Source organism: Corallococcus macrosporus DSM 14697 (genome assembly GCF_002305895.1).
GTDB classification, from domain to species: domain Bacteria; phylum Myxococcota; class Myxococcia; order Myxococcales; family Myxococcaceae; genus Myxococcus; species Myxococcus macrosporus.
The window spans coordinates 287,281-308,254 of record NZ_CP022203.1; the positions used below are offsets into that span (position 1 = coordinate 287,281).

Genomic DNA, 20,974 nt, shown 5'->3' on the forward strand with positions numbered 1-20,974 from the left:
AAGGTCGTCCTGGACGCTGGCGCCGGTCGTCACCGTCACGAGCGGCGGCCCGCCGTGGCGGTAGGTCGCCGTTCGAGAATCACGCTCCATGGTCTAGCGTATCCGCCATGCCCATCGTCCATGACTGGCTGGCCCGACGCGCCGCGCTGGCCCCTGAGCGAATCGCCCTCATCGACGCGAACCACGGCGAGCGGCGCATCTCCTTTCGGGAATGGAATGAGGCGGCGTCGCGTACCGCCGCCTTCCTTCATCACGGGCTCGGCGTGGGCCGCGGGGACCGGGTCGCCGTGCTCGCCTACAACTGTGTCGAGTTCCTCGACCTCTTCTTCGCCTGCGCGAAGCTGGGCGCCATCCTCCAGCCCCTCAACTGGCGGCTGAGCGCCTCGGAGCTGGGCGGGCTGCTCGCGGACGCAGCGCCGTCCGTGCTCGTCTTCGGGCCGGAGTTCCGTGCCCAGGTGGAGGCCGTGCGGCCTGACGCGTCGTTCGTGCGCCACTGGCTCAGCCTCGCGGCGCCAGCGCAGGGGGAGCGGGCCTTCTCCGAGCGCGACACGCAGACGGAACTGTCCCTTCCGCCGCTGGAGCTGGAAGAGGATGCGCCGTGGGTGCTCTGCTACACGGGCGGGAGCACGGGCTTGCCGAAAGCCGCGGTCCTCACGCATCGCTCCATCACCGCCAACGCGGTGAACACCGTGATGGGCTGGGGGCTCACCGCCAACGACGTGGCCATCCTCAACGCGCCGCTGTTCCACGCGGGCGGGCTCAGCGTCTTCACCGCGCCGCTCGTCTACGTCGGCGGCGCCTCGGTGGTGTGCCGGAGCTTCGACGTGGAGGGGGTGTTCGACCTCGTGCGGCGGGGCGTGGTGAGCCTCGTCTTCGGAGTGCCCACCATGTTCATCGAGATGCAGCGCCACCCGCGCTTCGACGCGGTGGACCTGTCACGCCTCAAGCTGGTCATCAGCGGAGGCGCGCCGTGTCCCGGCCCTGTCTTCGAGCGCTTCTTCACCCGGGGCGTGGACTTCAAGACGGGCTATGGCCTCACCGAGGCGGGCCCGAACAACTTCTGGCTGCCGCCCGAAGACGTGCGGCGCAAACCGGGCGCCGTGGGCGTGCCGCTGTTCCACGTCGAGGCTCGCATCGACGGGGAGAGGCAGCCGGGCGACGTGGGCGAGCTGCTCCTGCGCGGCCCGCACCTGTGCGCGGGCTATTGGCGCCGCCCGGAGGACACTGCCCGCACCTTCGCGGGCGGCTGGTTGCATACCGGCGACCTGGCCACCCGGGACGCGGAGGGCTGCTTCCGCATCGTGGGCCGCAGCAAGGACCTCATCATCTCCGGCGGTGAGAACATCGACCCGTCGGAGGTGGAGAGCGTCCTCGCGGGCCACCCCGACGTGGCCGAGGTCGCCGTCATCGGCGTGCCGGACCCCAAGTGGGGTGAGACGCCGCGCGCGCTCGTCGTCCCGAGGCCGGGCACGGCGCCCTCCTCGGAGGCGCTGCTGGCCTTCTGTGAGGGCCGGCTGGCTCGCTACAAGACGCCGAAGTCGGTCCGCTTCATCGACGTCCTGCCGCGGACCTCCGCTGGCAAGGTGGATCGGCGCGCGCTCAGCGCCGCCCACGGCGCGCCTTGAGTTGCCCACAAGTCCTCCTCAGGCTGCTGGGGGCTGCTCGCTGCTCACGGCGCGACCTGAATCTGAGAGCGCGGCTCAGATGCGCTGCGCGACGAAGTCGCCACGGTGGCGCGCGGGTGCTGGAGCGCCAGCCCGGGGTGGGGACCCCCGTGCGAATCATGCTGCCGGGAGGCGCGCGGCTCACCCCCGCGCCGTGAAGCGCGCGGCCAGCTCCTGGAGCTTCGAGGCCCGCGCGCGCAGGTCCTCCACGGAGCGGGCAATCTGCCGCACGCCGGCCACCGACTCCGTCGAGCGCACCGACAGCGCCTGGATGCTCTCCGCGATGCGCTCCCCCGACGCGGACTGGCGCGTGTTCTCCTCCGCCATCCGCTCCACCTTCCCGCCAATCTCATTCACCCCAGCGAGCAGCCGCGACAGCGCGTCGCCCGCCGTGGAGGACAAGTCCAACCCTTCGTGCACCGCCCGGGTGCCCTGGCGCATCAGCTCCGCCGCCGCCCGCGTGTCCGACTCGTTCCGGCTCAGCAGCGTCTGCACCTGCCCCGCCGCGTCCCGCGTCCGGTTCGCCAGCTTGCGCACCTCGCCGGCCACCACCGCGAAGCCCTTGCCGTGCTGCCCGGCGCGCGCCGCTTCAATCGCGGTGTTCACCGCCAGGAGCTGCGTCTCCTCCGCCACCTGCTGGATGAGCCGCAGCATCTCCATCGTCGCCTTGCCCGACGCCTGGAGCCGCTCCACCGTCCGCGCCGCGCCCTCCACCACCTCCACGATTTCCGCCATCTTCCGCAGCGCCTGTCCCACCGCCGCGCCACCCTCGCGCGCCACTTGGCCGTTGGCCGCCGCCGTGCGCGCCGCCGCGCGGGCCGCCTCCGCGCCCTGGGACACCTGCTCGCTCATCGCCTGCACCGTCTGCGCCGCGCGCTGGAGCGAGTCCGACTGCTCGCGTGTCGTCACCGACAGCGCGTCCGCGGAGGCGCGGATGCGCTCGGCGTCCGCCGCCGTGGCCCCCGCCGCGTCCACCAGCGCCGCCACCACCTCGTGCAGCCCCGCCACCATGGTGTTGAAGGCCGCCGCGAGCTGGCCCACCTCGTCCGACGAGCGCACCTCCACCCGCGCGTCCAAATCTCCCCGCGCCACCCGGTGCGCCGCCTGCGCCAGCGCCCGCACCGGCCGCACCACCCGCCGCGACACGTAGATGCCCGCCGCCAACGCCAGCACCAGCGCGCCCCCCACCGCCAGGAGGATGCGCTGGCGCACCGCCGCCACCTCGCGCTCGATGTCCTCCACGTACACGCCCGTGCCCAGCACCCAGCCCCAGGGCGCGAAGAGCTTCACGTAGCTCTCCTTCGGGATGGCCTCCGGCGAGCCCGGCCGCGTGGCCTCGTAGGACACCGCGCCCTCGCCCTGCTCCCGCGCCAGCGTGACGATGTCCACGAACACCGGCTTGCCGCGCACGTCGCGGTAGCCCTTCAGGTCCTTGCCCAGCATGTCCGGCAGGTGCGGATGCATGACGAGCCGGGTGTCCAAATCATTGACCCAGAAATACTCCACCTGGGAGTAGCGCAGCCGCTCCAGCAGCGCCGCCGCCTGCGCTTGCGCCTCCTGCCGCGTCAGCGTGCCCGCCCGCTCCCGGGCCTCGTACGCCTCCAGCACGCCGTAGGCCGTCTCCACCGCCTGCTTCAATCCCAGGACGCGGTCCTCGCGAAGCTGCTCCCGCAACTGTGGCAGCACGAACCCCAGGATGACGACGAGCAGCGGCAGCGCCACCACGCTCATCGCCACGCACAGCTTCACCAGCAAATTCCGGCTGACCGCCATCGGCCCCCAGCGTATCCGCCGGACCTTCGCGCCGCTCGTTCACCTGAGTCTGGAAGCACCCCCGGTATCACTCCCCCACAGGTTCACACACCCGGTGAGGTCTTCCATGTCGCACCAAACCCTGTATTTCCAGATAGATATGGCTCCATGTGAAGCCCTTACGCGCACGCTGAAAACATGAACCAACCCTAGAGGGCGGGTTGGCGTGCAGGACTCGACGGAACCGTAGGAACTTCGCCGCACAACGTGACAGGTTCTCCGGGGGCCCAGGGGGCTTCGCGTGATGGAGCACCCCGCATGGGCCTGTCCGCCGCCATTCTCCGTCGAGGAAAGGCCGCGTGCGCGCGTCGTGAACGGACCCCGCGAGTCCACCTCGTGCACAGCAACCCTATGGGTGAACAATTGGAGACTGACCCGGCAAGTTCTGTCTGTCTGCCCCCATACGTCCTATGCCAGCGGCCAAACGTTTCGGGTCGGTAAGGCATGGACAAGAAACTCGCAACCACCATCGGAGCTGCCGCGCGCGTCGCTCGCACCCGTCTGGAGCTCACCCAGGCGGACGTGGCCGAGCGTATCGATGTGGCCACCGAGGTCTACGGGCGCCTGGAGCGCGGCGGGATGCTGCCCAGCGTGCAGACGCTGCTGAAGCTGTGCCACGAACTGCACGTCTCCGCGGACGAGCTCCTGGGGCTGTCCGCGAACGGCGCCAACGGGGGCTCGCGTCCCGGCGAGCCGCCCACCGCGCCGCAGGAGCGCCCCGAGGTGCGGCGCCTGCTGCGCACCGTGCGCCCGCTGGAGCCCGCGAAGGTGAAGCTGCTGGGGCTGGTGGCCAACGCGCTCAACCGCCGCTGAAACCCCGCCCTCAATCCCTCACAGCTCGGAGAGGATCCGGTCCAACTCGTCAGGCTTCACGGGCTTGACGAGGTGGCGGTCGAAGCCCGAGCGCAGCGCCTGGTCCCGTCCCTCGGGGCCGCCATAGCCTGTCATCGCCACCAGCCGGATGCCGTTGCCCACCCGGGCGCGCAGCGCCTCCGCCACGCGGTAGCCGTCCAGTCCCGGCAGGCCGATGTCCACCAGCGCCAGCTCCGGCGGCTGCGACACCGCGAGCGCCACGCCCTGCAGGCCGTCCGGCGCCACCGCCACCTGGTGGCCCCACAGCTCCAGCAAATCCCTCATGGCCTGACGCGCGTCCGCGTTGTCCTCCACCAGCAGGACGCGCCGGCCGCGGCGGAGGTCCGCCACCTGGCGCGCGGGCGCGGGGGCGCCCACCGCGTGGTCCAGGGGCAGCTTCACCACGAACTCACTGCCCGTGCCCGGGCCGTCACTGTGCGCCAGCACCTCGCCGCCGTGGAGCTGGACGAGCTTGCGCACCAGCGTCAGGCCAATGCCCAGGCCGCCGCGCGTGCGCTCCAGGGACGTGTCCGCCTGGGCGAACAGCTCGAAGATGCGCGGCAGCACCCCCAGCGGGATGCCGATGCCGGTGTCCTTCACCCGCACCACCGCCCGGGCCGAGCCGTCCACGCCCTCCTGCGCCACGTCCAGGCGGACGCCGCCGGCGTCGGTGTACTTGATGGCGTTGTCGAGCAGGTTGGTGAAGACCTGCTCCAGCCGCGTGGCGTCCGCGTGCAGCCACAGCGGGCCTGGGGGCAGGGTGACCTCCAGGCCCAGCCCGCGCGCGTCCGCCATGGGCTGCAGGACCTGCAGCACCTGCCGCAGCACGGGAATCAGGTCCACGCGGCCGGGGCGCAGCTCCACCCTGTCGCGGGTGATGCGGCTGACGTCCAGCAGGTCATCCACCAGCCGCGCCAGGTGGTTCGTCTGGCGCTGGATGATGCCGCGCATGCGCGCTTCCTTGTCATCGCTGGCGGGCCGGCGCTCCAGGATGCCAATGGCCGTCATGATGGCGGCCAGCGGGTTGCGCAGCTCGTGTCCGAGCATGGCCAGGAACTCGTCCTTGCGGCGGTCCATCTCCGCCAGCTCGTTGGCGCGGTGGCGCGCCACCTGCTCCGCGTGGCGCAGGCGCAGGAGCGACTTCACCGTGGCGACGAGCTCGGCGCCCTCGAAGGGCTGGGTGAGGTAGGCGTCCGCGCCGCCCTCCAGGCCGCGCACCTTCTTGTCGGACGTGACGAAGGTGGCGGAGGTGTGCAGCACCGCCATGGAGGCGGTGTTGGGGTCGGCGCGCAGGCGCTCGCAGACCTCGTAGCCGCTGATGTCCGGCAGCTTCACGTCCAGGATGACGACGTCCGGGTGGTGCTGCTGCGCCATCAGCAGCGCGCCCATGCCGGTGGCCGCCTCCAGCACGTTGTAGCCCGCGAGCGCCAGGATGCGGTTGACGAGGTAGCGGTTGGCGTCGTCGTCGTTGACGTTGAGGACGGTGGCCAGACGGGGTTCAACCACGGCGGCTCCCTTCCGTCAGGGCCTGGGAGCCCAGGCCGGCCTTGGACAGGGCGTCCCGGATGCGGGTGATGGCCACCTCGCGGCTCAGCGTGTGCTTGGCCAGGATGGCGGCCGTCTCCTTCGCCAGGCGCGTGCGCTCGTCCTCCTTCAGCTCGTGCGAGGTGTGGAGGATGACGGGCACGTCGCGCGTGCGCGGGTCCGCCTTCAACTCATCCAGCACGTCGAAGGCGGTGATGTCCGGCAGCACGAAGTCCAGGAAGATGAGGTGCGGGGACTGCTCCCGCGCCAGCCGGACGCCGTCCTTGCCACCGGCGGCCTCCTGCAGGACGTAGGGCATGTCCTTGAGGAGCTGCTTGAGCAGGTAGCGGTGCACGTCGTCGTCATCGATGATGAGGATGCGCTCCACCGGACCGGTGCGGGCCATGGCCTGCAGCTTGCGTTGCAGCCGCACCTCGTCCACCGGCTTGAGCCAGAACTCGTCGGCGCCCAGCGCGCGGGCCTTCTGCTCGCGGTCCGTCACCGTCACCACGAGGATGGGGATGTCGCGGGTGGCCTCGTTGTTCTTCATGTCCGCCAGGAAGCCCCAGCTCGTCTCGCCCTCCAGCATGACGTCCAGCACCATGGCGGCGGGGCGCACGCGCTCCAGCACGCGCCGCGCCTCGTCCGTGCTGCGCACCGGCAGCACCTGGAAGCCGGAGCGCGCCAGGTACTTCTCGTAGAGGAAGAGCGTCTGCCGGTCGTCCTCCAGCACCAGCACCGGGGCCCGGCTGGGGTCCAGGTGCTCGCTGCGCTCCGTCATGCCCGTCATCTCCGCGACCTCCATGTGGACGCGCGGGATGGTGACGGTGAAGGCGGCGCCCTGGCCCAGCGTGCTCTTCACGGTGAGCGTGCCGCCCAGCACCTCCGCCAGGCGGCGTGCCAGCGGCAGGCCCAGGCCGGTGCCCTTCGCCTTGCGTTGCAGGGGGCTCTCCACCTGGGAGAACTCCTCGAAGATGCGCTCGTGGTGCTCCGGCGCGATGCCAATGCCCGTGTCCTGCACGGTGAAGATGACCGTGTCCCGGGGGCCGGGCGCCGCGGACACGGTGACGTGGCCGGACTCGGTGAACTTCAGCGCGTTGGACACCAGGTTGCGCAGCACCTGGCTCAGGCGGGACTCGTCCGTCTCCAGCTCCAGCGGCGCGTCCGGCTCCACCAGCCGCAGCTCCACCGGCGAGCCGGGCGGCAGGAGCGGCTTCATCATGCCGCGCAGCGCGCTGAGCACGTCGCGCACCACGAAGCGGCTGTGGCGCAGCGTCGTCTTGCCGGCCTCCATCTTGGAGAGGTCCAGCAAATCATTCACCAGCTCGAAGAGCGCCTCCGCGGAGTTGCGGATGAACTGGACCTGCTTCTCCTGCTCGCCGCTCAAGGGCCCGTTGATGGGGTTGAGCAGCACCTTGGACAGGCCGAGGATGGAGTGCAGCGGGGTGCGGAACTCGTGGCTGACGTTGGCCACCACGCGGCTCTTGATTTCCGCGGCGAGCTGGAGGCTTTCGGCCTTCTCGTCCAGGGCGGCGTGCAGGCTGCGCACGCCGCGGTTGGACTCCTCCAGCTCGCCGTTGAGCCGGGCCAGCTCCTCCGCGCGGCGCTTGAGCTCGCGCTGCTGGCGCTCCGTCTCGCGGTGGAGCGCGGACAGCTCGCTCAGGGTGGTGCTCACCCGCTCCAGCGCGGTGCCGTAGTCCTCCGGCACCAGGCTGCCCACCAGCAGCACACCCCCGTCATGGGGCCGGGCGCGGAAGGCGAAGGTCGAGGGCACGTGGTCCCGGCAGAGGATGAGCTCCCAGCCCTCCACCTTCTCGTCGCGGGCCTGGACCAGCAGCCGGTCCACCTTCTCCTCGGTGCCCTGGGCAGCCAGGCCGCGCAGGGGCTGCCCGGGCTCGGCGGCCAGGAGGTTCCGGGCGCGCGCGTCCACCCAGGTGAGGGTGCCTCCCGCGTCGCAGGCCAGGGCGACCTCCCGGCTGAGGTCGTCGAAGAACGGCGGCTCGGCGGAGGCGGGTTGCCTCATGAACGGGTCTCCTCCCAGGACACCCCTGCTTCCGCGAGGAGTGTCCGTGCTTCGGGGTGACGTGAGCCCAGCACGGACTTCAACATGCCCAGCACACTGGGAAATGCCAGGAGGCCAAAACCGCGCCTGGGCCAGAAGCCGGCGTACCAACGCACATGGTCGCCCAGCAGGTCGGGCTTCCCGGCGGCGAGCGCGTCCGCCACATAGGAGAGCTGCAACTGGAGCTCCTCCTCCAGGCGGGGCTGGTCCTCGGGGATGATGTAGAGCGTGAGGCGGGCCGTGGCGGCGCGGGCGAGCTCGGGCGCCGCCTCTTCCAGCAGGTGGGCCGGGCCTTCCAGGTAGCGAAGGGCGCGGCGCGCGGCGCTCACGTAGTCCTGGGGCTGGCTCCCCGGGCCCCAGCCTTCCGCCTCCAGGGCGGCGGCCAGCCCTGCGAAGTGCCGGTCCAGGTGCCGCGAGCACATGCCGCGCGACACCAGCAGGGTGCGCAGCCAGCGCGCGTAGCCCTCCAGGACGGAGGGGCGCTGCTCGTCCAGGGCCTGCACCAGGTAGCGGACGTGGAAGCGCGCGTCCTCGTCCCCGAAGCGCTGCGCCCGCTCCAGGCCGTACCGGGCGGCCCAGAAGGGGTCCTGGTAGAGCGCCTCCTGTGAGGCGATGGCCAGCCGGTCCGCCCGCGCTTCCACGCTCTTGCTCACGCTCTGCATGCGGTTCTCAGACTCCCAGGACCCGGCAGGCGGACGCGACGAACTCGCGCGCGTCCTTGCCGAAGAAGTTCACGCCCAGCTCGTCTTCCAGGCCAGGTGCCCAGGAGAAGGCCAGGCCGCCCACGGCGATGGGAACGTCGGGGCAGGCCTGGCGCACGTGCGCCACGGCCTCGCGGAGCGCGGGCAGGTGGTACGTCATCGTCACGGAGAGGGCGACCAGGTCCGGGCGGATCTCCTTCGTCATCCGCGCCAGGTGCTCCGGCGGAACGTTGGCGCCCAGGAAGCGCACGTCGAAGCCGGCCATCTCCAGGAAGTCGCTGGCCATGCGCGCGCCGACCTCGTGCAGCTCCCCCTGGACGCAGGAGACGAGCACGACCTTGCCGTTGAACGGGTCCCTGGGCAGGTGCCGGTACAGGTGGGCGAGCGCGAGCTGGGAGACGGCGGTCGCCAGGTGCTCCTGGGCCACGGAGATGATGTTCTCCTGCCACAGCCGGCCGATTTCGTACTGCGCGGGCTGGATGACCTCCAGGTGCAGCGTCTGGAGGGGGACGCCTCGCAGCACGCCTTCATCCACCAGCAGCCGCAGCGCCTCCCGCCGGTTGCCGGCGAGCTGCGCGGCCAGATACGCGTTCAGCAGCCCGGTCAGGGCGGAGTCATTGGAGGTCAGCACGGGCGGCAGCGAGAGGGGGCGAAGGGGGGAAGGTAGCGGGGTTGCGTTTCTCAGTTACAGCGAACGCGCCCCGATTTCATCGCCAACCTGACAGTGACCACGCCTTCCTTCACGCGCCCGTGTGCCTGCTTGCTTGTAGCTTTTACCGATTCATGGCGCGGCATTGTACCTGGGTACAAGGGGCGGGCCCCCGCGATTCACTCATGAAGCATCCAGGGCGAAGGCGGCGGGGTCATCCGCCTGCAGCTCCACGCGTCCGCAGCGGGGACACACGTACAGGGAGGCACTCAAGCCGGAGCGCAGCTTGGAACGACCGGGAGGTGTGAGCGCCATCCTGAGGGCGCCCATGGACGCAGGCGTCATGGGGATGTCGCAACGCAGGCAGGCGACGGCGGGCCTCGGGCTCTTGGGGGGACGTGGCATGGTGCGCTCCTGTGGCAAATCCAGGGGTTGTCCGTGGAAGACGCACTGCGGGACCGGTATTGAAAAAAGCCCGGTGACAGTTCCCGGGCTCCGCGGTGTTCCCCTGGGCGCGGCAAGCGAGGGAGGCGTGAGACCGGTGTCTATCGATGTGGAGGCCTACTACCGGCGTTACGGCCCCCAGGTGCTCCGGCGCTGCCGCTTCCTCCTGCGTGACGAGGAGAAGGCCGTGGACGCCATGCACGACGTGTTCGTCCAGTTGCTCCGCTACCAGGGCGCGTTGAAGGACGCCGCGCCCTCCAGCCTGCTGCACCGCATCGCCACCACGGTGTGTCTCAACAAGCTGCGCGGGGCGAAGCGGCGCCCCGAGGACCGGGAGGATGAGCTGGTGCTGCAGATCGCGTCGGCCGAGGACACCGAGTCCCGCGCCGCCGCGCGCGGCCTGCTGGACCGCCTCTTCGGCCGGGTGCCCGCCTCCAGTCAGGACATCGCGGTGCTGCACCTGGTGGATGGGATGACGCTGGAGGAGACGGCCCGCGAGGTGGGCCTGTCCGTGTCGGGCGTGCGCAAGCGCCTGCGCGCGCTGTCCGCCGTGTTGCAAGAGCTGGAGCTGGAGGCCGCATGACATCCCCCCACCGGACCCCGGATTGGTTGCTGGAACGCATCGCCCTGGGTGAGCTGCCGCCCGGAGAGCTGGCCGCCGCCCGCGCCCGGCTGGCCGAGGAGCCCGACGGCCTGGCCCGGCTCGCCGCCCTGGAGGCCGATTCGCGCGCCACGCTGGAGACGCTGCCCCCGGCGCGGGTGGCCCGCGAGGTGGAGGCCCGCGCGGCCCGGCCGGACGCGGCCCGCCCTTTCTTCCGCCGGTCGCCCGCGTGGGGCCTGGTGCCGGCGCTGGCCGTGGCGGCCCTCTTCGTGGTGCTCCGTCCCTCCGGGCAGGTGGAGACCGGGGTCGCCCCGGGCAACGGCCCGGAGGTGACGCGCATCAAGGGGCTCGCCCCTCGGCTCGTCGTCCACCGGCAGGCCGCCGCCGCCCGGCCGGAGCGCCTGGCCGACGGCGCCGCCGCCGCCGCGGGTGACGTGGTGCAGGTGGGCTACGTCGCCGCGGGCCGGGAGTACGGCGTCATCGTCTCCCTGGATGGCAACGGCGCCGTCACGCTGCACGCCCCGGAAGAGGGGGCCCAGGCCATGCCCCTGGCGCCGTCGGGGACGCACGCGCTCCCCCGGGCCTATGAGCTGGATGACGCGCCCTACTTCGAGCGCTTCATCTTCGTCTCCGCTCACGCCCCCTTCGACGTGGCGGTGGTGCTGGCCGCCGCCCAGGCCCTGTCTGGAAAACCCGACGCTTCCTCGGCCCCTCTCGTCCTGCCCGGGAACTTGACGCAGGTGTCCCTCACGCTGGAAAAGCAGGAGTGATGAAATCCTTTGCGCTCCTCGCGTTCGGGCTGTGGGCGGGGGCGGCCTCCGCCGACTCCCGGTACGCGCCGCGTCTCTCGCTGATGGGCGGGCAGGGCGCCTTCGCCCAGCAGGCGGGGGACGACCTCCCCGAGCCGTCCTCGCGAGGGCTGCGCCGGGGGTCCACGCACATGGAGTTCTGGGTGAGCGACATCCAGGTCTCCAACATGGGCGTGAAGCTGGGCGGCGGGCCCGTCTACTTCACGCTGATGGCGGGCCTGGAGCCGGGGCGTGACGCGCGCTTCAGCTTCGCGGCGGGCGTGGGCGGACACCTGACGCTCGCTCGCCGGCTCTGGGTGGACCTGGACGTGACGGGCGGCGCCGTGCAGCCGGTGCGCAACCCGCTGGAGGGCGACGGCGGCAACGTGCTGGGGCAGGCCCGGCTGATGCTGGGCTTCCAGCTCATGTCGCGCCTGGCCGTGTTCGCCGGGCCCACCTACAACGCGTGGTTCGCCTGGGGGGAGTCGGACTTCGACGCCATCACCCGGCTGCCCTTCCGGGAGAGCAACCCGGAGCCGGATCAACGCCTCCAGCACTGGCCCGGCATCCAGGTGGGCCTCCACATCTAGCGAGACCCACCCGGGAGGGAGACGTCAGTTCTCCACCTTGCTGGCGCGCAGGACGGTGGCCGCGCCCGCGGGGCCCGCGTTGGGCCGCGTCTCCAGGGTGCCCTGCACCCGCAGGCCCTGGCCGTCCAGCGTCTTGCGGATCAACGCCTCTGTCTGCTCGTCCGAGCCCTTCGTCACCGCGGACAGCTCCAGCTCGTGCACCGGGATGGGCTCCGCGTCCGGCTTGTCCACGGGGAAGGCGTTGTAGGTGGGGCAGGGCGGGGCGAAGCAGCGCACGCCGCTGTCCTTGACGATGTAGACGGCGCTCTCACCCGGCTTGGACTCGGAATCGTTGGTGGGCGGTGGGGTCATGGTCGGCGTTCCGTTCTCACTGTCCTGGGGCGCGGCCTGGGGGGCCGGCGCCGTGGAGGGGGTTCCATTCTCGCTCGTCGGCGGCGAGGCCGTGGCGGCGGGCGGCTTGCTACACCCCGAGGCGAAGCCAAGGACCAGGGCGGCGACCACCAGCGAGCGGCTGTTCATGAGGGGCTCCAGGGGAGGAAAGAGGCGCCAGTGTGCTCCGGCTCGCCGCGCGGGGCCAGTCCGCTGGGGGAATTGGTGACTGGCGGTCATTTGCAGGGGCGCCAGGGCGCGGACATTGATGGCGCGGAGGTGCTCCGGGTTCGTTGACGGACTGGAGTGCAGGGGCTACATCCGGCCTGCATGATCGGCCTTCCGGGCCGAGACCTGTAAGGACGCCCTCCGATGGAATTCCGCATCGCCGCCGACGAGCTGAAGAAGGCCCTCTACCGCGCCCAGGGCATCGTGGAGCGCAAGACGACGATGCCCATCCTGGCGAACGTGCTCGTCAACGCGAACAAGGGCGGCATCACCGTCACCGCGTTCGACCTGGACATCGGCGTCGTGTCGGAGCACCCGGCGGAGGTCATCAAGACGGGCGCCGTCACGCTGAGCGCCAAGTACGTCTTCGACATCGTCCAGAACCTCCCGGACGCGCAGGTCACGCTGAAGAAGCTGGCCAACAACTACGTGGACATCTCCAGCGGCTCCGCCCACTTCAAGATCGTGGGCATGGCGGCCGAGGAGTACCCCAAGCTGCCCAAGGAGGAGAACGCGCCCCTGGTGCAGGTGGGGGGCAACACGCTGCTGGAGATGATCAAGAAGACGCAGTTCGCCATCTCCACGGATGAGACGCGCTACATCCTCAACGGCGTCTTCTTCGAGCCCCAGTCCACCGGCAAGGTCCGCATGGTGGCCACCGACGGTCACCGGCTGGCGCTGGTGGAGCGCGAGCTGCCGGGTGACTTCAAGCTCAAGAGCGGCGTCATCATCCCCCGCAAGGGCTTGATGGAGCTCAAGCGCCTGCTGGACGAGGCGCCGGACGCGGAGTGCCACCTGGGCTTCGCGGAGAACTCGGCGCTGTTCAAGAAGCCGGGCCTCACCATGGTGATGCGCCTCATCGACGGGCAGTTCCCGGAGTACCAGCGCGTCATCCCCAAGGAAGGGGAGAAGGTCGTCCTGGTGCCCAAGGTGCGCCTGCTGGAGGGCCTCAAGCGCATCGCCCTGCTGTCGGCGGACAAGAGCAACGCGGTCCGCATCGGCCTGGAGGAGAACCAGCTCGTCATCACCGCGAGCAACCCGGACCTGGGCGAGGCCAAGGACGTGCTGGAGCTGGCCTACCGGGGCAACGGCGTCGTCATCGGCTTCAACGCGCGCTACCTGATGGACGTGCTCGCCGTGACGGAGACGGACGAGGTCTCCTTCGAGCTGGGTGACGAGCACAGCCCGGGCGTGCTCCACGCCCCCGGCGACCGGAGCTTCACCGCCGTCGTGATGCCCATGCGCGTGTGAGGTGGCCGGGCCCGCTTCCGGGCCCGCACCGTTCACTCGTGACGCGACGGGCCCCCGGGGGGGCCTGACACCCGGCCGGTGCCTTCCTATGGTGAGGGCATGGCCACGCACCCGGACAACCTGCGCGCCCGGCTGGAGGACCGCGCGGACCTCCTGGAGGCCACGCGCCTGCGCTACCGCGCCCTGCGCGGCATGCTGGCGTCCTTCTTCTGGAAGGAGCGGGTGCGCGCGCAGTTCGAGCTGCTGCTGGAGGTGGCGCGCACGCAGCCGGAGGTGGACGCCACCCTGGCCTCGCTGAAGCGCCGCGCCGCCGCGGAGGGCTGGCCGGAGCGCGCCGCGCCCGTGAAGCTGATGCGCGAGGTGGAGCGCCTGCGGGACGCCGTGGCGCGCGCGGCCTTCAAGCGGCTGCCCGAGGAGGGCCGGCCCGCGACGCTGGGCGAGGCGCTGCTGAAGCTGGAAGAGACGGTGCTGGAGGCGGGCCCGCTGCTGGGGCGGCACATCTGGGCGCGGGCGGTGGAGCTGCTGCCGCGCAACCTGCCGGAGCTGCGCGCCGCGTGCGCCGCCGCGGAGGTGTTCGAACACGTCTTCAAGCGGCCGGCGCCGCAGGGCGTGCTGCCCTTCACGGTGGAGGAGGCCCAGGCGCTCCAGCGGGCCCTGCCGCTGGCGGAGACCGCGCTGGCGGCGCTGTGGCGGCGGCTGGAGCACTTCGACACGCGGGGGCAGGTGAAGGGCTTCCTGCAGGCCCGCGTCTCGCGCGCGCCGCAGCGGGCGCCTCGGAGTGGACCGGAGCTGCTGCTGCACGCGGCCTTCTGGCGGGGCGTGGCGTGGGCGCGGCTGCGGGCGGTGCTGGAGGCGCGGTTGGAGCCGGTGGTGCCCACGGACGCCGAGGTGCCGGCGCTGCTGGTGTGGCTGGCGACGCGTGAGGGGCGCCTCGAGCCACCTGGCGCCGGAACGGGCTTGCCCGTGCCCGAGTCGCCTGGGCTGGCCCCCCCCGGGAAGGCGCTCGGGGGCGACGATGCGTGGGCAGGCTGGCCCGCGGGACATGCGAGCGCCACCCAGCTGGGCCTGGATGGGGAGGCGCGGCTCCCGGCTTGCGAGGCGTTTGGTGAGGGACGTGCCGGGCTCTTCGAGCTGGCCGCGCGGCTGGGGGCACTGTCGCGCGAGCGCCCCGTGGGCACCTGGGACGAAGAGGCGGCGTGGGCGCGACTGTGGAACGCGGCGCAGCGGGCCCGGGGCGAACAGGGCGAGGACGTGACGCGGCTGAGGGACACGCTGCGGCTGTTCATCCTCCTGCGCGGCCAGGGCCAGACGCCCGCGCGCCTGTTCTCGCCCGAGCGGGCGCGGGTGCCCACGGCGGACGCGGGGGCCGACGCGGGCCTGGAGGGGATGGACCTGCCCGCGCTGGTGCACGCGGCCCGCGCGGCGGCGTGGCGCGGGCGGTAGGTGACACGCCCGCGCGCCGGCGTCAGCGCGTCTGGCAGGTGAAGCGCACGCGCTGAACGCCTTCCATCATCTCCAGCGCGAACTGCGCCGACGTGAAGGTGGAGGCGCCCAGCTTCTGCTGGAAGGCTCGAGCCAGCGTCTGGATGTCGAGCACCCCCAGCTCCGCGGCCTGCCACGGCACGCGCAGCGTGTCCGTCAGCTCTTCACCCGTGCTCAGGCTCCGCAGGTGCTTGTAGCTGTCCGCGGGGGTCTGGTCGGGGACGTCCACGCCGAAGTGCAGCGTCTCCGGCTTGAGGTGGATGTCCACCGTCTCGGCGACGCCGTCGAAGAGGCACAGCAGCACGTTGGGGGAGAGCCGCTCCATGCGCAGCATCGTCAGGGCCTTGTCCGCGGGGCCATCCGCGCCAATGTCATCCACCACGCTGCTGAAGGCATCCACGCGCAAGCCCTGCCATCCGGAGACCACGGCCGAGCGCAACAGCAGGCCGCTGAGCGGCTTCTCCGGCGTGGCGGCGGGGTTGTCCGCGTCCTGCTCCAGATGGGCGTCCGTCACCCGGCCGATGCTGAAGGCGCCGTCCTGGAGGCACTGCACCCAGAGCGGGTCCACCCGGAAGAAGCGGATGGACTCCACCGGGAGCATGCGCTCGTCGGGCACCAGGTAGTCGAAGGGGATGCCCTCGAGCCGCGCCAGGCCGTCGAACCAGGTCTGGACGGCGCCGGGCATGTCCGTGCTCACGCGCTTGGCCAGCCGTGGCAGGTGGCGCGCCTGGGCCGCCTGGGCCTGCTGAATCTGGTGCTGGGAGCGGCTGCGCTTCCAGTTGAACAGGGCCAGCGACACGCTCGTGTTCCGCAGCGTGAGCATGCGCCCCAGCTCCCACGCCGCGGCATAGGCCGTGTCGAACATGCCCGTCTCGCGGCTGTAGCGCACCAGGGCGTCCGCGCCATGGACGGGCAGCGTCAGCGCGTCCGTGGGCGCGCCGGGCCGGAAGGGGCCGTGGTACCAGGACACCGTGCGGTCGCCCTCGCGCATCAGGTGGGGCAGCGGCACCTGGCCGGTGGCCAGCAGCGCGTTGGCGTCCGCGCTGGGGCTGTCCGGCAGCCGCAGCGTGCCCCCGCCCGTCCGGTCCAGGTGCTTGAGCAAGGCGGTGAAGCTCTGCTGCTCACCCACGCACGAGAAGCTCCAGCGCTTCAGGCACACCAAGCGGATGGGCTCGTCGTCCCCCGCGCCCTGGAAGTCGAAGCCGTCGCCGTCCCGCGCGTAGCGGTCCTCGACGGAGACGAGGTAGGCCGTGCTCCGGCCGCCATTCTGGGGGAGGCGGTTGCAGAGGAGGGTCGCGACCTCCGGACCCACGGAGTGCCCCTGGTCGTCCTTGGGCTGGCGCACATGGGCGAGCAGCTTCACGCCCTGCTTCGAAGGAAGGAGGCTCGCCAGCAGCCGCTTCTTCACGTCAATCACCTGCACGGAGTCCGTGTCCTGCTGGCCGGGCTCGAGCTCGAGCTTGGGGAAGCGCGGCGTGCCCTGGAGCTGGCCCAGTGTGAGCGTTTGCAGCTTGGGCACCTCGTCGGCGCTGGCGAAGTCCGAATCCCGCAGGAGGAGCAGCACCAGCCAGGGCGCGTCCCGGCTGTGCGTGTCCGCCGTCCGCTCCCAGGGCAGCGTGCTGCGAGTGAAGGAGATGTGCGGCAGCACGTTCAGGTGGTCACCGAGGCTGCCCTCCGCGGGGAAGACGGCGGCCACGTCCTGCGCGGCGAGCGGCGTGAAGCGCTCACCCACGACGGCGAAGGCGGCCTCGCGGGAGTAGGTCGTCTTGGGGATCTTCCCGCTGGTGGTGGAGACGTCCTGCTCGACGCGGATGCGGTAGACGCCGCTCTCCAGCGCCGGCTGGTGGTACTGGATGAATTCGACCTGGGACGGGGGCATGGTGCTTTCTCTCCTGGGGCTCACTGCACCTGCGGGGCGATGACGAAGGACTGGGCGACGCCGCTCGCGTCGAGCTGGACGTCGCGGTCCGGCTGGAAGCCGAGCGCTTCCAGGAGCTGATTTCTGCGCGTGTTCGACGCCAGCGTCTGGGTGATGGCGGTCCGGCTCTCGGCGTCGCCGTTCACGCCGGGCTGGAAGGCGGGGACGCCCGACCAGGCATAGGCGTCCGGCACCTGCTCCGTTTCATAGCGGAGCATCCGGGTAGGGATGGCGGCCGTCTCCCTCGCGGCGGGCGGCTTCGTGGGCTGGATGCGGTAGCCGCTCAGCGGGTTCTTGCCGGTGCTCGGGTCGGCGGTGAAGCGGGGCTCATCCGGGCGAGGGGGACGGAGCTGGTCCGGCTTGTTCGGGACGGTGTCGGGGGCTCCCCAGAGCGACGCGGGGGCCTTCTTCTGGAGGGGCGCGAACTGGAACGCGTCCTCCACGGAGACCTCTTCGCGCGTGATGGTGATGCGCTGGGTCGTCTGGAGGTCGTCCGCCGGCACCGCCATGGTGCGGACGCCGAAGTCGCGGAACGCGCCGTCCGTGTCGAGGGAGGTCGAGCCCGCGAAGGCCTGCTTCGATGGGAAGAACGCGCCGGTGGCGAGCTCGAACTGCTTCGGATTCACCACCCACAGCGGCTGGCCCTCGAAGTCCACCTGCCGCGACAGGCCGCTGGACAGCGTGATGCTGGTGCGGTCCTCCTCCTTGGGTGGAAGGAAGGACTGCTGGAAGCCGCTCCAGTCGAGCGCCTGCGGCCCGCGGGAGGCGGAGTCACCGAAGGCGACGGTGATGTGGACGCAGACGACGTGGATGCGCGCCTTGCCCCCGAAGTCCGGGCCCCAGAGGTGGACGTCCACATTCACATCCACCGGACCGAGGATGCCCACGCTGGCGCGCACGTCCAGGCCGAGCTGGAGGTCGTAGGCGAAGGGCTTCCACGACATCAGGAAGTCCACGTTCGCCTTGATGGAAGCGTGGACGCTGCCCTTGTGGTAGCTCAGCTCCGCGTGGCCTCCGGCCATCAGCGCGTGTGAGCACAGGGCGAAGTAGCCGTCGCCCTTGAGCAGCGTGTTGCCGTCGATGCGCCAGTTGAGGCCCAGGCGAGGCACCTGCGGGTAGTGCGACGGCACCGGGAAGCGCGGGTGGTAGCCGCCCAGGGTGACGACGAAGTCCCCGGCATGGGCGCCAGCGAACCACGTGTAGAGCGCGAAGCCGCCCGTCAGGTGGCACGCGCGCGACAGCACGTAGGAGGACGGCGCCAGCTCGGCGATGACGCCGACGAAGCCCTCCTCCGGCGCGACGCGCGCCTCCAGCAGGAGCTGCACCTCGGCCAGCGGGTCCACCCGCTTCTCACCCGGCACGTCCTTGGGGACGACGAGGTCCGCCACGCCCAGCAGGTCCACCTCGAAGCGGTCACCCAGCTCCACGGTGAGCAGCGCGAAGCAGTTCAGCATCTCGAAGGAGCTGAACTTGAGCCCCACCGCGATGAAGCCGGCGCCGGCGCGGGGCTGGATGTACGTGGACAGGCTGTCGAGCTGCTGGAGCAGCAGACCGGCCTGGTCCTTCGTCTTGCCGACGTCGGGCAGGTCGCCCTTGATGACCTGCTCCACCAGGGGGAAGGTGGCAATCTGGTCGACGGCCGGAATCGTCAGCGAGCGGTTGAAGCCGAAGCCCGCGGAGATGCCCTTCACCTCCAGGAAGGGCGGCCCGCCCAGGGGAACTTCGAGCGAGGCGTAGAGGAAGAGGGACGGGGCGCCGTGGTAGTCGGCGTACGCGCCGATGGCCTGGAGCGCCAGGGACGTGTCCTGGAGCCGCAGCGCCACGGCGGCGGCGCCGTTGTAGGTGTCGTACGTCCCTTCGTTGTCCGTCACTTCCTTGCGCAGCAGCGCGCCGCCGATCTCCACCGGGCCCTGGCTGAAGTCCAGGCTCAGCCCGTCCAGGTGGAACGTGGGGCTCAGCGCCGTCAGGGGAGAGCTGACGCCCATCCCCGAGAGCCCCAGCGACAGGCCGGCGACGCTCATGGAGGCGTCCAGCAGGACCTCGACCTGCTTGTCCGCGTACTTCAGGCCCACGCGTTCGATGTGGATGGGGCCGAAGGCCTTCTGCGTCTGGAACCACTTCACGGCGCCCGCCGTGCTGGCGAAGGTGCTGGGGCCGCCCTCGTCGGGGACGACCTGGCCGGTGTCCTTGTCGAGCTTGACGGGCAGGTCCAGTGACAGCTTCTTGTCGCCCAGGGTGAGCGTACCGTGGAACGACAGGCCCTGCGCCACGGGGGAGGGCAGCAGCGTCACCTTCTGCTGGGTGAAGAGCTCCGCCAGCGCCTTCATGTCGTCTTCGTCGAAGGCCTGCGAGGCGGCCTGGACCTGGTAGGCCAGGCGGACCTCCTGACCGGCCGGGATGAAGCCGCCCACAAGCGGCAGCTTCGCCAGGTTCAGCCCGCCGCCCAGGTCCACGCCGAAGAGCAGCTTGTACGGGCCCTGGGGCTGGACGGCGGCGAAGTGCGCGTCCGTGAGCTGCACCGTCATGCCGGCGGGGACGGCCTGGGCCAGGTCCGGGGAGACGCCGCCGAGCAGGTCCTTGAGGTCGCGCGACGCGCTGTCCGCGGCCTGGAAGCTGGAGAGCACCGTCTTGCCGAAGCGGTCGTGCTGGAGGTTCAGGTCGAACGCGAGCGTGCCCGCGCCGTCCACGCCGAAGGCGAGCGAGACGGTGTGCGGCTGGCGCAGGTCCGCCACCGTCTTGAGGGCCTCCACGACGAGGCGCTTCTGGAACGTGGGGAGCTGCGTCTGGAACAGATGGGAGAGTTCCTGGAAGAGCGCGTCCGCGTCGAGCTTCGGCTTGCTGGAGCCGGAGGAAGACGACGCGGGCTGTCCGGTGAAGCGCCAGCTCGACCCGCCTCGGGGGAGCCTCACCGCGCCCTTCAGCGGGACTCCGGCGAGCGTGAGGTCCGCCTGGATGCCGCCGTCCGGCATGTCCGTCCCGGTGCCGGAGAGGTCCAGCTTCAAGTCGTTGAGGGTGATGACCTTGTCGAGGAAGGACCAGCTCCCCTTGAGGTGCCCTTCGAGGCTGTAGCTCTTGGACGCGGGGTCCGCCTCCACGTGCAAGGTGTCGAGCGTGAGGGTGGGCAGGGAGGAGAGCGGCGCGTCCGGCAGCACGCGGGCGAGGAGCTGTCCCAGGTCCGGTGTCTCGTTGGCGGGCAGGTCCGCGGTGGCGCGCAGCGAGGGGAGCTGCTGCTTTCCGTCCAACGCCAGGCCCTTGAAGTCGAGCAGCTCGGAGAGCGTGCAGGACAGCTTGCGGCTGGCGTCGAAGGGCGAGGAGAGCTCGAAGGATGCGTTCAGCTTCTTCAAGGTGAAGAGGCCGGGGACCAGCTCCCAGGGCGCCTGGGATTGCAGCGATACCGTCAGGGAGGTGAGCTGCTGCTGCTTCGTGTCGATGACCAGGGCGATGCGCTGGAGCCCCAGGGCATCGGAGAGGGGCACGCCGCGCAGGACGTCGAAGTCCACGCCCGTGACGAGCTGGCCCAGGTCCGCCACGCGGGCGAGCGTCAGGCCCGTGCAGTCCGCGCTCACGGGCAGCGTGCCGGCCTCATCGGGCTTCGTCGCCTTCAGCAGGAGCGTCGTCGGTCCGTCCTTCGTGGTGAAGGGGAACTCGACGCCGTCGCCCTGCAATGCCGCCAGGGCCTCCTTCTTCGTGAGGTCCTTGAGGCTCTTGATCTGGAAGGTCGCCATGACGTGTCTCGGAGGGACTCTGGGGAAGGCGTGCCCGGCGCCGCGGGCGCACGCCAGGGGGAGGGACGTGCGCCCGCGGCACCGTGCGAGGGGGACTACGTGCCGGAGGCCGGAAGGGGGCTCCGGCGCTCCAGGGACTGGACGTTGTGGGGGGCTTCCGGCGTGCCGGTGATTTGCGGCTGGGCCTGGCGCTGGAGCTTGTCGACGAGCTGGAACACGCGGACGTAGGGAAGCTGCCCGAGCGCTTCCAGGATGAGATTGGCTTCAGGGAGGCTGATGGAGAGCTGCAGGTTCTTGTCTGGTGTTGTCATTGT

17 protein-coding genes are annotated in these 20,974 nt (G+C 71.1%); 7 read left to right on the forward strand and 10 right to left on the reverse strand.

What is annotated here, in order from left to right:
• Window positions 1-107 precede the first annotated feature (107 nt).
• Window positions 108-1,625: an acyl-CoA synthetase gene (locus tag MYMAC_RS01230; protein WP_095956723.1), complete on the forward strand. Its 1,518-nt coding sequence runs from the start codon at window positions 108-110 to the stop codon at window positions 1,623-1,625.
• A gap of 180 nt (window positions 1,626-1,805) precedes the next feature.
• On the opposite strand, the gene MYMAC_RS38260 is transcribed toward MYMAC_RS01230, so the two are convergent.
• Window positions 1,806-3,437: a methyl-accepting chemotaxis protein gene (locus MYMAC_RS38260; protein ID WP_095956724.1), complete on the reverse strand. Its 1,632-nt coding sequence runs from the start codon at window positions 3,435-3,437 to the stop codon at window positions 1,806-1,808.
• Window positions 3,438-3,920: 483 nt separating this feature from the next.
• Here MYMAC_RS38260 and MYMAC_RS01240 point away from each other — a divergent pair, with 483 nt between their 5' ends.
• Window positions 3,921-4,289, forward strand: coding sequence for a helix-turn-helix transcriptional regulator (locus tag MYMAC_RS01240; RefSeq protein WP_095956725.1), 369 nt, complete (start codon window positions 3,921-3,923; stop codon window positions 4,287-4,289).
• 18 nt (window positions 4,290-4,307) lie between these two features.
• Here the strand turns inward: MYMAC_RS01240 and MYMAC_RS01245 are convergent, their stop codons facing one another.
• The 5 genes from MYMAC_RS01245 to MYMAC_RS36565 form a co-directional block, all read right to left on the reverse strand.
• Entirely contained in the window at window positions 4,308-5,834 is a 1,527-nt protein-coding gene (locus tag MYMAC_RS01245; RefSeq protein ID WP_095956726.1) for a response regulator, read from the reverse strand.
• A complete protein-coding gene (locus MYMAC_RS01250; RefSeq protein WP_095956727.1) occupies window positions 5,827-7,875 on the reverse strand; it encodes a hybrid sensor histidine kinase/response regulator in 2,049 nt (682 codons plus the stop codon). The genes MYMAC_RS01245 and MYMAC_RS01250 overlap by 8 nt, the downstream gene beginning before the upstream one ends.
• Entirely contained in the window at window positions 7,872-8,576 is a 705-nt protein-coding gene (locus tag MYMAC_RS01255; protein ID WP_095956728.1) for a hypothetical protein, read from the reverse strand. The genes MYMAC_RS01250 and MYMAC_RS01255 overlap by 4 nt, the downstream gene beginning before the upstream one ends.
• Before the next feature lie 7 nt (window positions 8,577-8,583).
• On the reverse strand, window positions 8,584-9,246 hold the full coding sequence (locus MYMAC_RS01260) for a cobalamin B12-binding domain-containing protein (protein WP_095956729.1): 663 nt from the start codon (window positions 9,244-9,246) through the stop codon (window positions 8,584-8,586).
• A gap of 201 nt (window positions 9,247-9,447) precedes the next feature.
• The gene (locus tag MYMAC_RS36565; protein WP_157757421.1) at window positions 9,448-9,669 is read right to left on the reverse strand and encodes a hypothetical protein; all 222 of its coding nucleotides are present in this window, start codon (window positions 9,667-9,669) and stop codon (window positions 9,448-9,450) included.
• Between the two features lie 136 nt (window positions 9,670-9,805).
• Between MYMAC_RS36565 and MYMAC_RS01265 the strand changes: the two genes are divergently transcribed.
• The 3 genes from MYMAC_RS01265 to MYMAC_RS01275 are packed head-to-tail and all read left to right on the forward strand — an operon-like array spanning window position 9,806 to window position 11,687.
• A complete protein-coding gene (locus MYMAC_RS01265) occupies window positions 9,806-10,291 on the forward strand; it encodes an RNA polymerase sigma factor (protein ID WP_043709618.1) in 486 nt (161 codons plus the stop codon).
• Window positions 10,288-11,079: an ActD-like protein gene (locus MYMAC_RS01270; protein WP_095956730.1), complete on the forward strand. Its 792-nt coding sequence runs from the start codon at window positions 10,288-10,290 to the stop codon at window positions 11,077-11,079. The genes MYMAC_RS01265 and MYMAC_RS01270 overlap by 4 nt, the downstream gene beginning before the upstream one ends.
• Complete coding sequence (locus tag MYMAC_RS01275; protein ID WP_095956731.1) at window positions 11,079-11,687, forward strand: peptidase; 609 nt, start codon at window positions 11,079-11,081, stop codon at window positions 11,685-11,687. Before MYMAC_RS01270 ends, MYMAC_RS01275 begins: the two co-directional genes overlap by 1 nt.
• A gap of 24 nt (window positions 11,688-11,711) precedes the next feature.
• Here MYMAC_RS01275 and MYMAC_RS01280 read toward each other — a convergent pair whose 3' ends face one another.
• On the reverse strand, window positions 11,712-12,206 hold the full coding sequence (locus tag MYMAC_RS01280) for a DUF6748 domain-containing protein (RefSeq protein ID WP_013936586.1): 495 nt from the start codon (window positions 12,204-12,206) through the stop codon (window positions 11,712-11,714).
• 222 nt (window positions 12,207-12,428) lie between these two features.
• Between MYMAC_RS01280 and dnaN the strand changes: the two genes are divergently transcribed.
• Both dnaN and MYMAC_RS01290 read left to right on the forward strand, forming a co-directional pair.
• Window positions 12,429-13,535: a DNA polymerase III subunit beta gene (gene dnaN, locus MYMAC_RS01285; protein ID WP_013936585.1), complete on the forward strand. Its 1,107-nt coding sequence runs from the start codon at window positions 12,429-12,431 to the stop codon at window positions 13,533-13,535.
• Between the two features lie 99 nt (window positions 13,536-13,634).
• Window positions 13,635-14,978 carry a hypothetical protein gene (locus MYMAC_RS01290; protein WP_204817315.1) on the forward strand — a complete coding sequence of 448 codons (1,344 nt, stop codon included), beginning with the start codon at window positions 13,635-13,637 and terminating at the stop codon, window positions 14,976-14,978.
• 22 nt (window positions 14,979-15,000) lie between these two features.
• On the opposite strand, the gene MYMAC_RS01295 is transcribed toward MYMAC_RS01290, so the two are convergent.
• The 3 genes from MYMAC_RS01295 to MYMAC_RS01305 all read right to left on the reverse strand — a co-directional run bounded on the left by MYMAC_RS01295 (window position 15,001) and on the right by MYMAC_RS01305 (window position 20,971).
• On the reverse strand, window positions 15,001-16,896 hold the full coding sequence (locus MYMAC_RS01295; RefSeq protein WP_095956733.1) for a hypothetical protein: 1,896 nt from the start codon (window positions 16,894-16,896) through the stop codon (window positions 15,001-15,003).
• Between the two features lie 20 nt (window positions 16,897-16,916).
• Window positions 16,917-20,660 (reverse strand): DUF6603 domain-containing protein, encoded by a 3,744-nt coding sequence (locus MYMAC_RS01300; RefSeq protein WP_095956734.1) that lies wholly within the window; start codon window positions 20,658-20,660, stop codon window positions 16,917-16,919.
• Between the two features lie 95 nt (window positions 20,661-20,755).
• On the reverse strand, window positions 20,756-20,971 hold the full coding sequence (locus MYMAC_RS01305) for a hypothetical protein (RefSeq protein ID WP_095956735.1): 216 nt from the start codon (window positions 20,969-20,971) through the stop codon (window positions 20,756-20,758).
• Window positions 20,972-20,974 lie beyond the last annotated feature (3 nt).

Excerpts from the sequence above, each read along its gene's own strand:
- dnaN (WP_013936585.1), top strand. The coding sequence starts at position 12,429 with ATGGAATTCCGCATCGCCGCCGACGAGCTGAAGAAGGCCCTCTACCGC.
- MYMAC_RS01280 (WP_013936586.1), bottom strand. The coding sequence starts at position 12,206 with ATGAACAGCCGCTCGCTGGTGGTCGCCGCCCTGGTCCTTGGCTTCGCC.
- MYMAC_RS01300 (WP_095956734.1), bottom strand. The coding sequence starts at position 20,660 with ATGGCGACCTTCCAGATCAAGAGCCTCAAGGACCTCACGAAGAAGGAG.
- MYMAC_RS36565 (WP_157757421.1), bottom strand. The coding sequence starts at position 9,669 with ATGCCACGTCCCCCCAAGAGCCCGAGGCCCGCCGTCGCCTGCCTGCGT.
- MYMAC_RS01275 (WP_095956731.1), top strand. The coding sequence starts at position 11,079 with ATGAAATCCTTTGCGCTCCTCGCGTTCGGGCTGTGGGCGGGGGCGGCC.
- MYMAC_RS01250 (WP_095956727.1), bottom strand. The coding sequence starts at position 7,875 with ATGAGGCAACCCGCCTCCGCCGAGCCGCCGTTCTTCGACGACCTCAGC.
- MYMAC_RS01255 (WP_095956728.1), bottom strand. The coding sequence starts at position 8,576 with ATGCAGAGCGTGAGCAAGAGCGTGGAAGCGCGGGCGGACCGGCTGGCC.
- MYMAC_RS38260 (WP_095956724.1), bottom strand. The coding sequence starts at position 3,437 with ATGGCGGTCAGCCGGAATTTGCTGGTGAAGCTGTGCGTGGCGATGAGC.
- MYMAC_RS01305 (WP_095956735.1), bottom strand. The coding sequence starts at position 20,971 with ATGACAACACCAGACAAGAACCTGCAGCTCTCCATCAGCCTCCCTGAA.
- MYMAC_RS01270 (WP_095956730.1), top strand. The coding sequence starts at position 10,288 with ATGACATCCCCCCACCGGACCCCGGATTGGTTGCTGGAACGCATCGCC.
- MYMAC_RS01295 (WP_095956733.1), bottom strand. The coding sequence starts at position 16,896 with ATGCCCCCGTCCCAGGTCGAATTCATCCAGTACCACCAGCCGGCGCTG.
- MYMAC_RS01240 (WP_095956725.1), top strand. The coding sequence starts at position 3,921 with ATGGACAAGAAACTCGCAACCACCATCGGAGCTGCCGCGCGCGTCGCT.
- MYMAC_RS01290 (WP_204817315.1), top strand. The coding sequence starts at position 13,635 with ATGGCCACGCACCCGGACAACCTGCGCGCCCGGCTGGAGGACCGCGCG.
- MYMAC_RS01230 (WP_095956723.1), top strand. The coding sequence starts at position 108 with ATGCCCATCGTCCATGACTGGCTGGCCCGACGCGCCGCGCTGGCCCCT.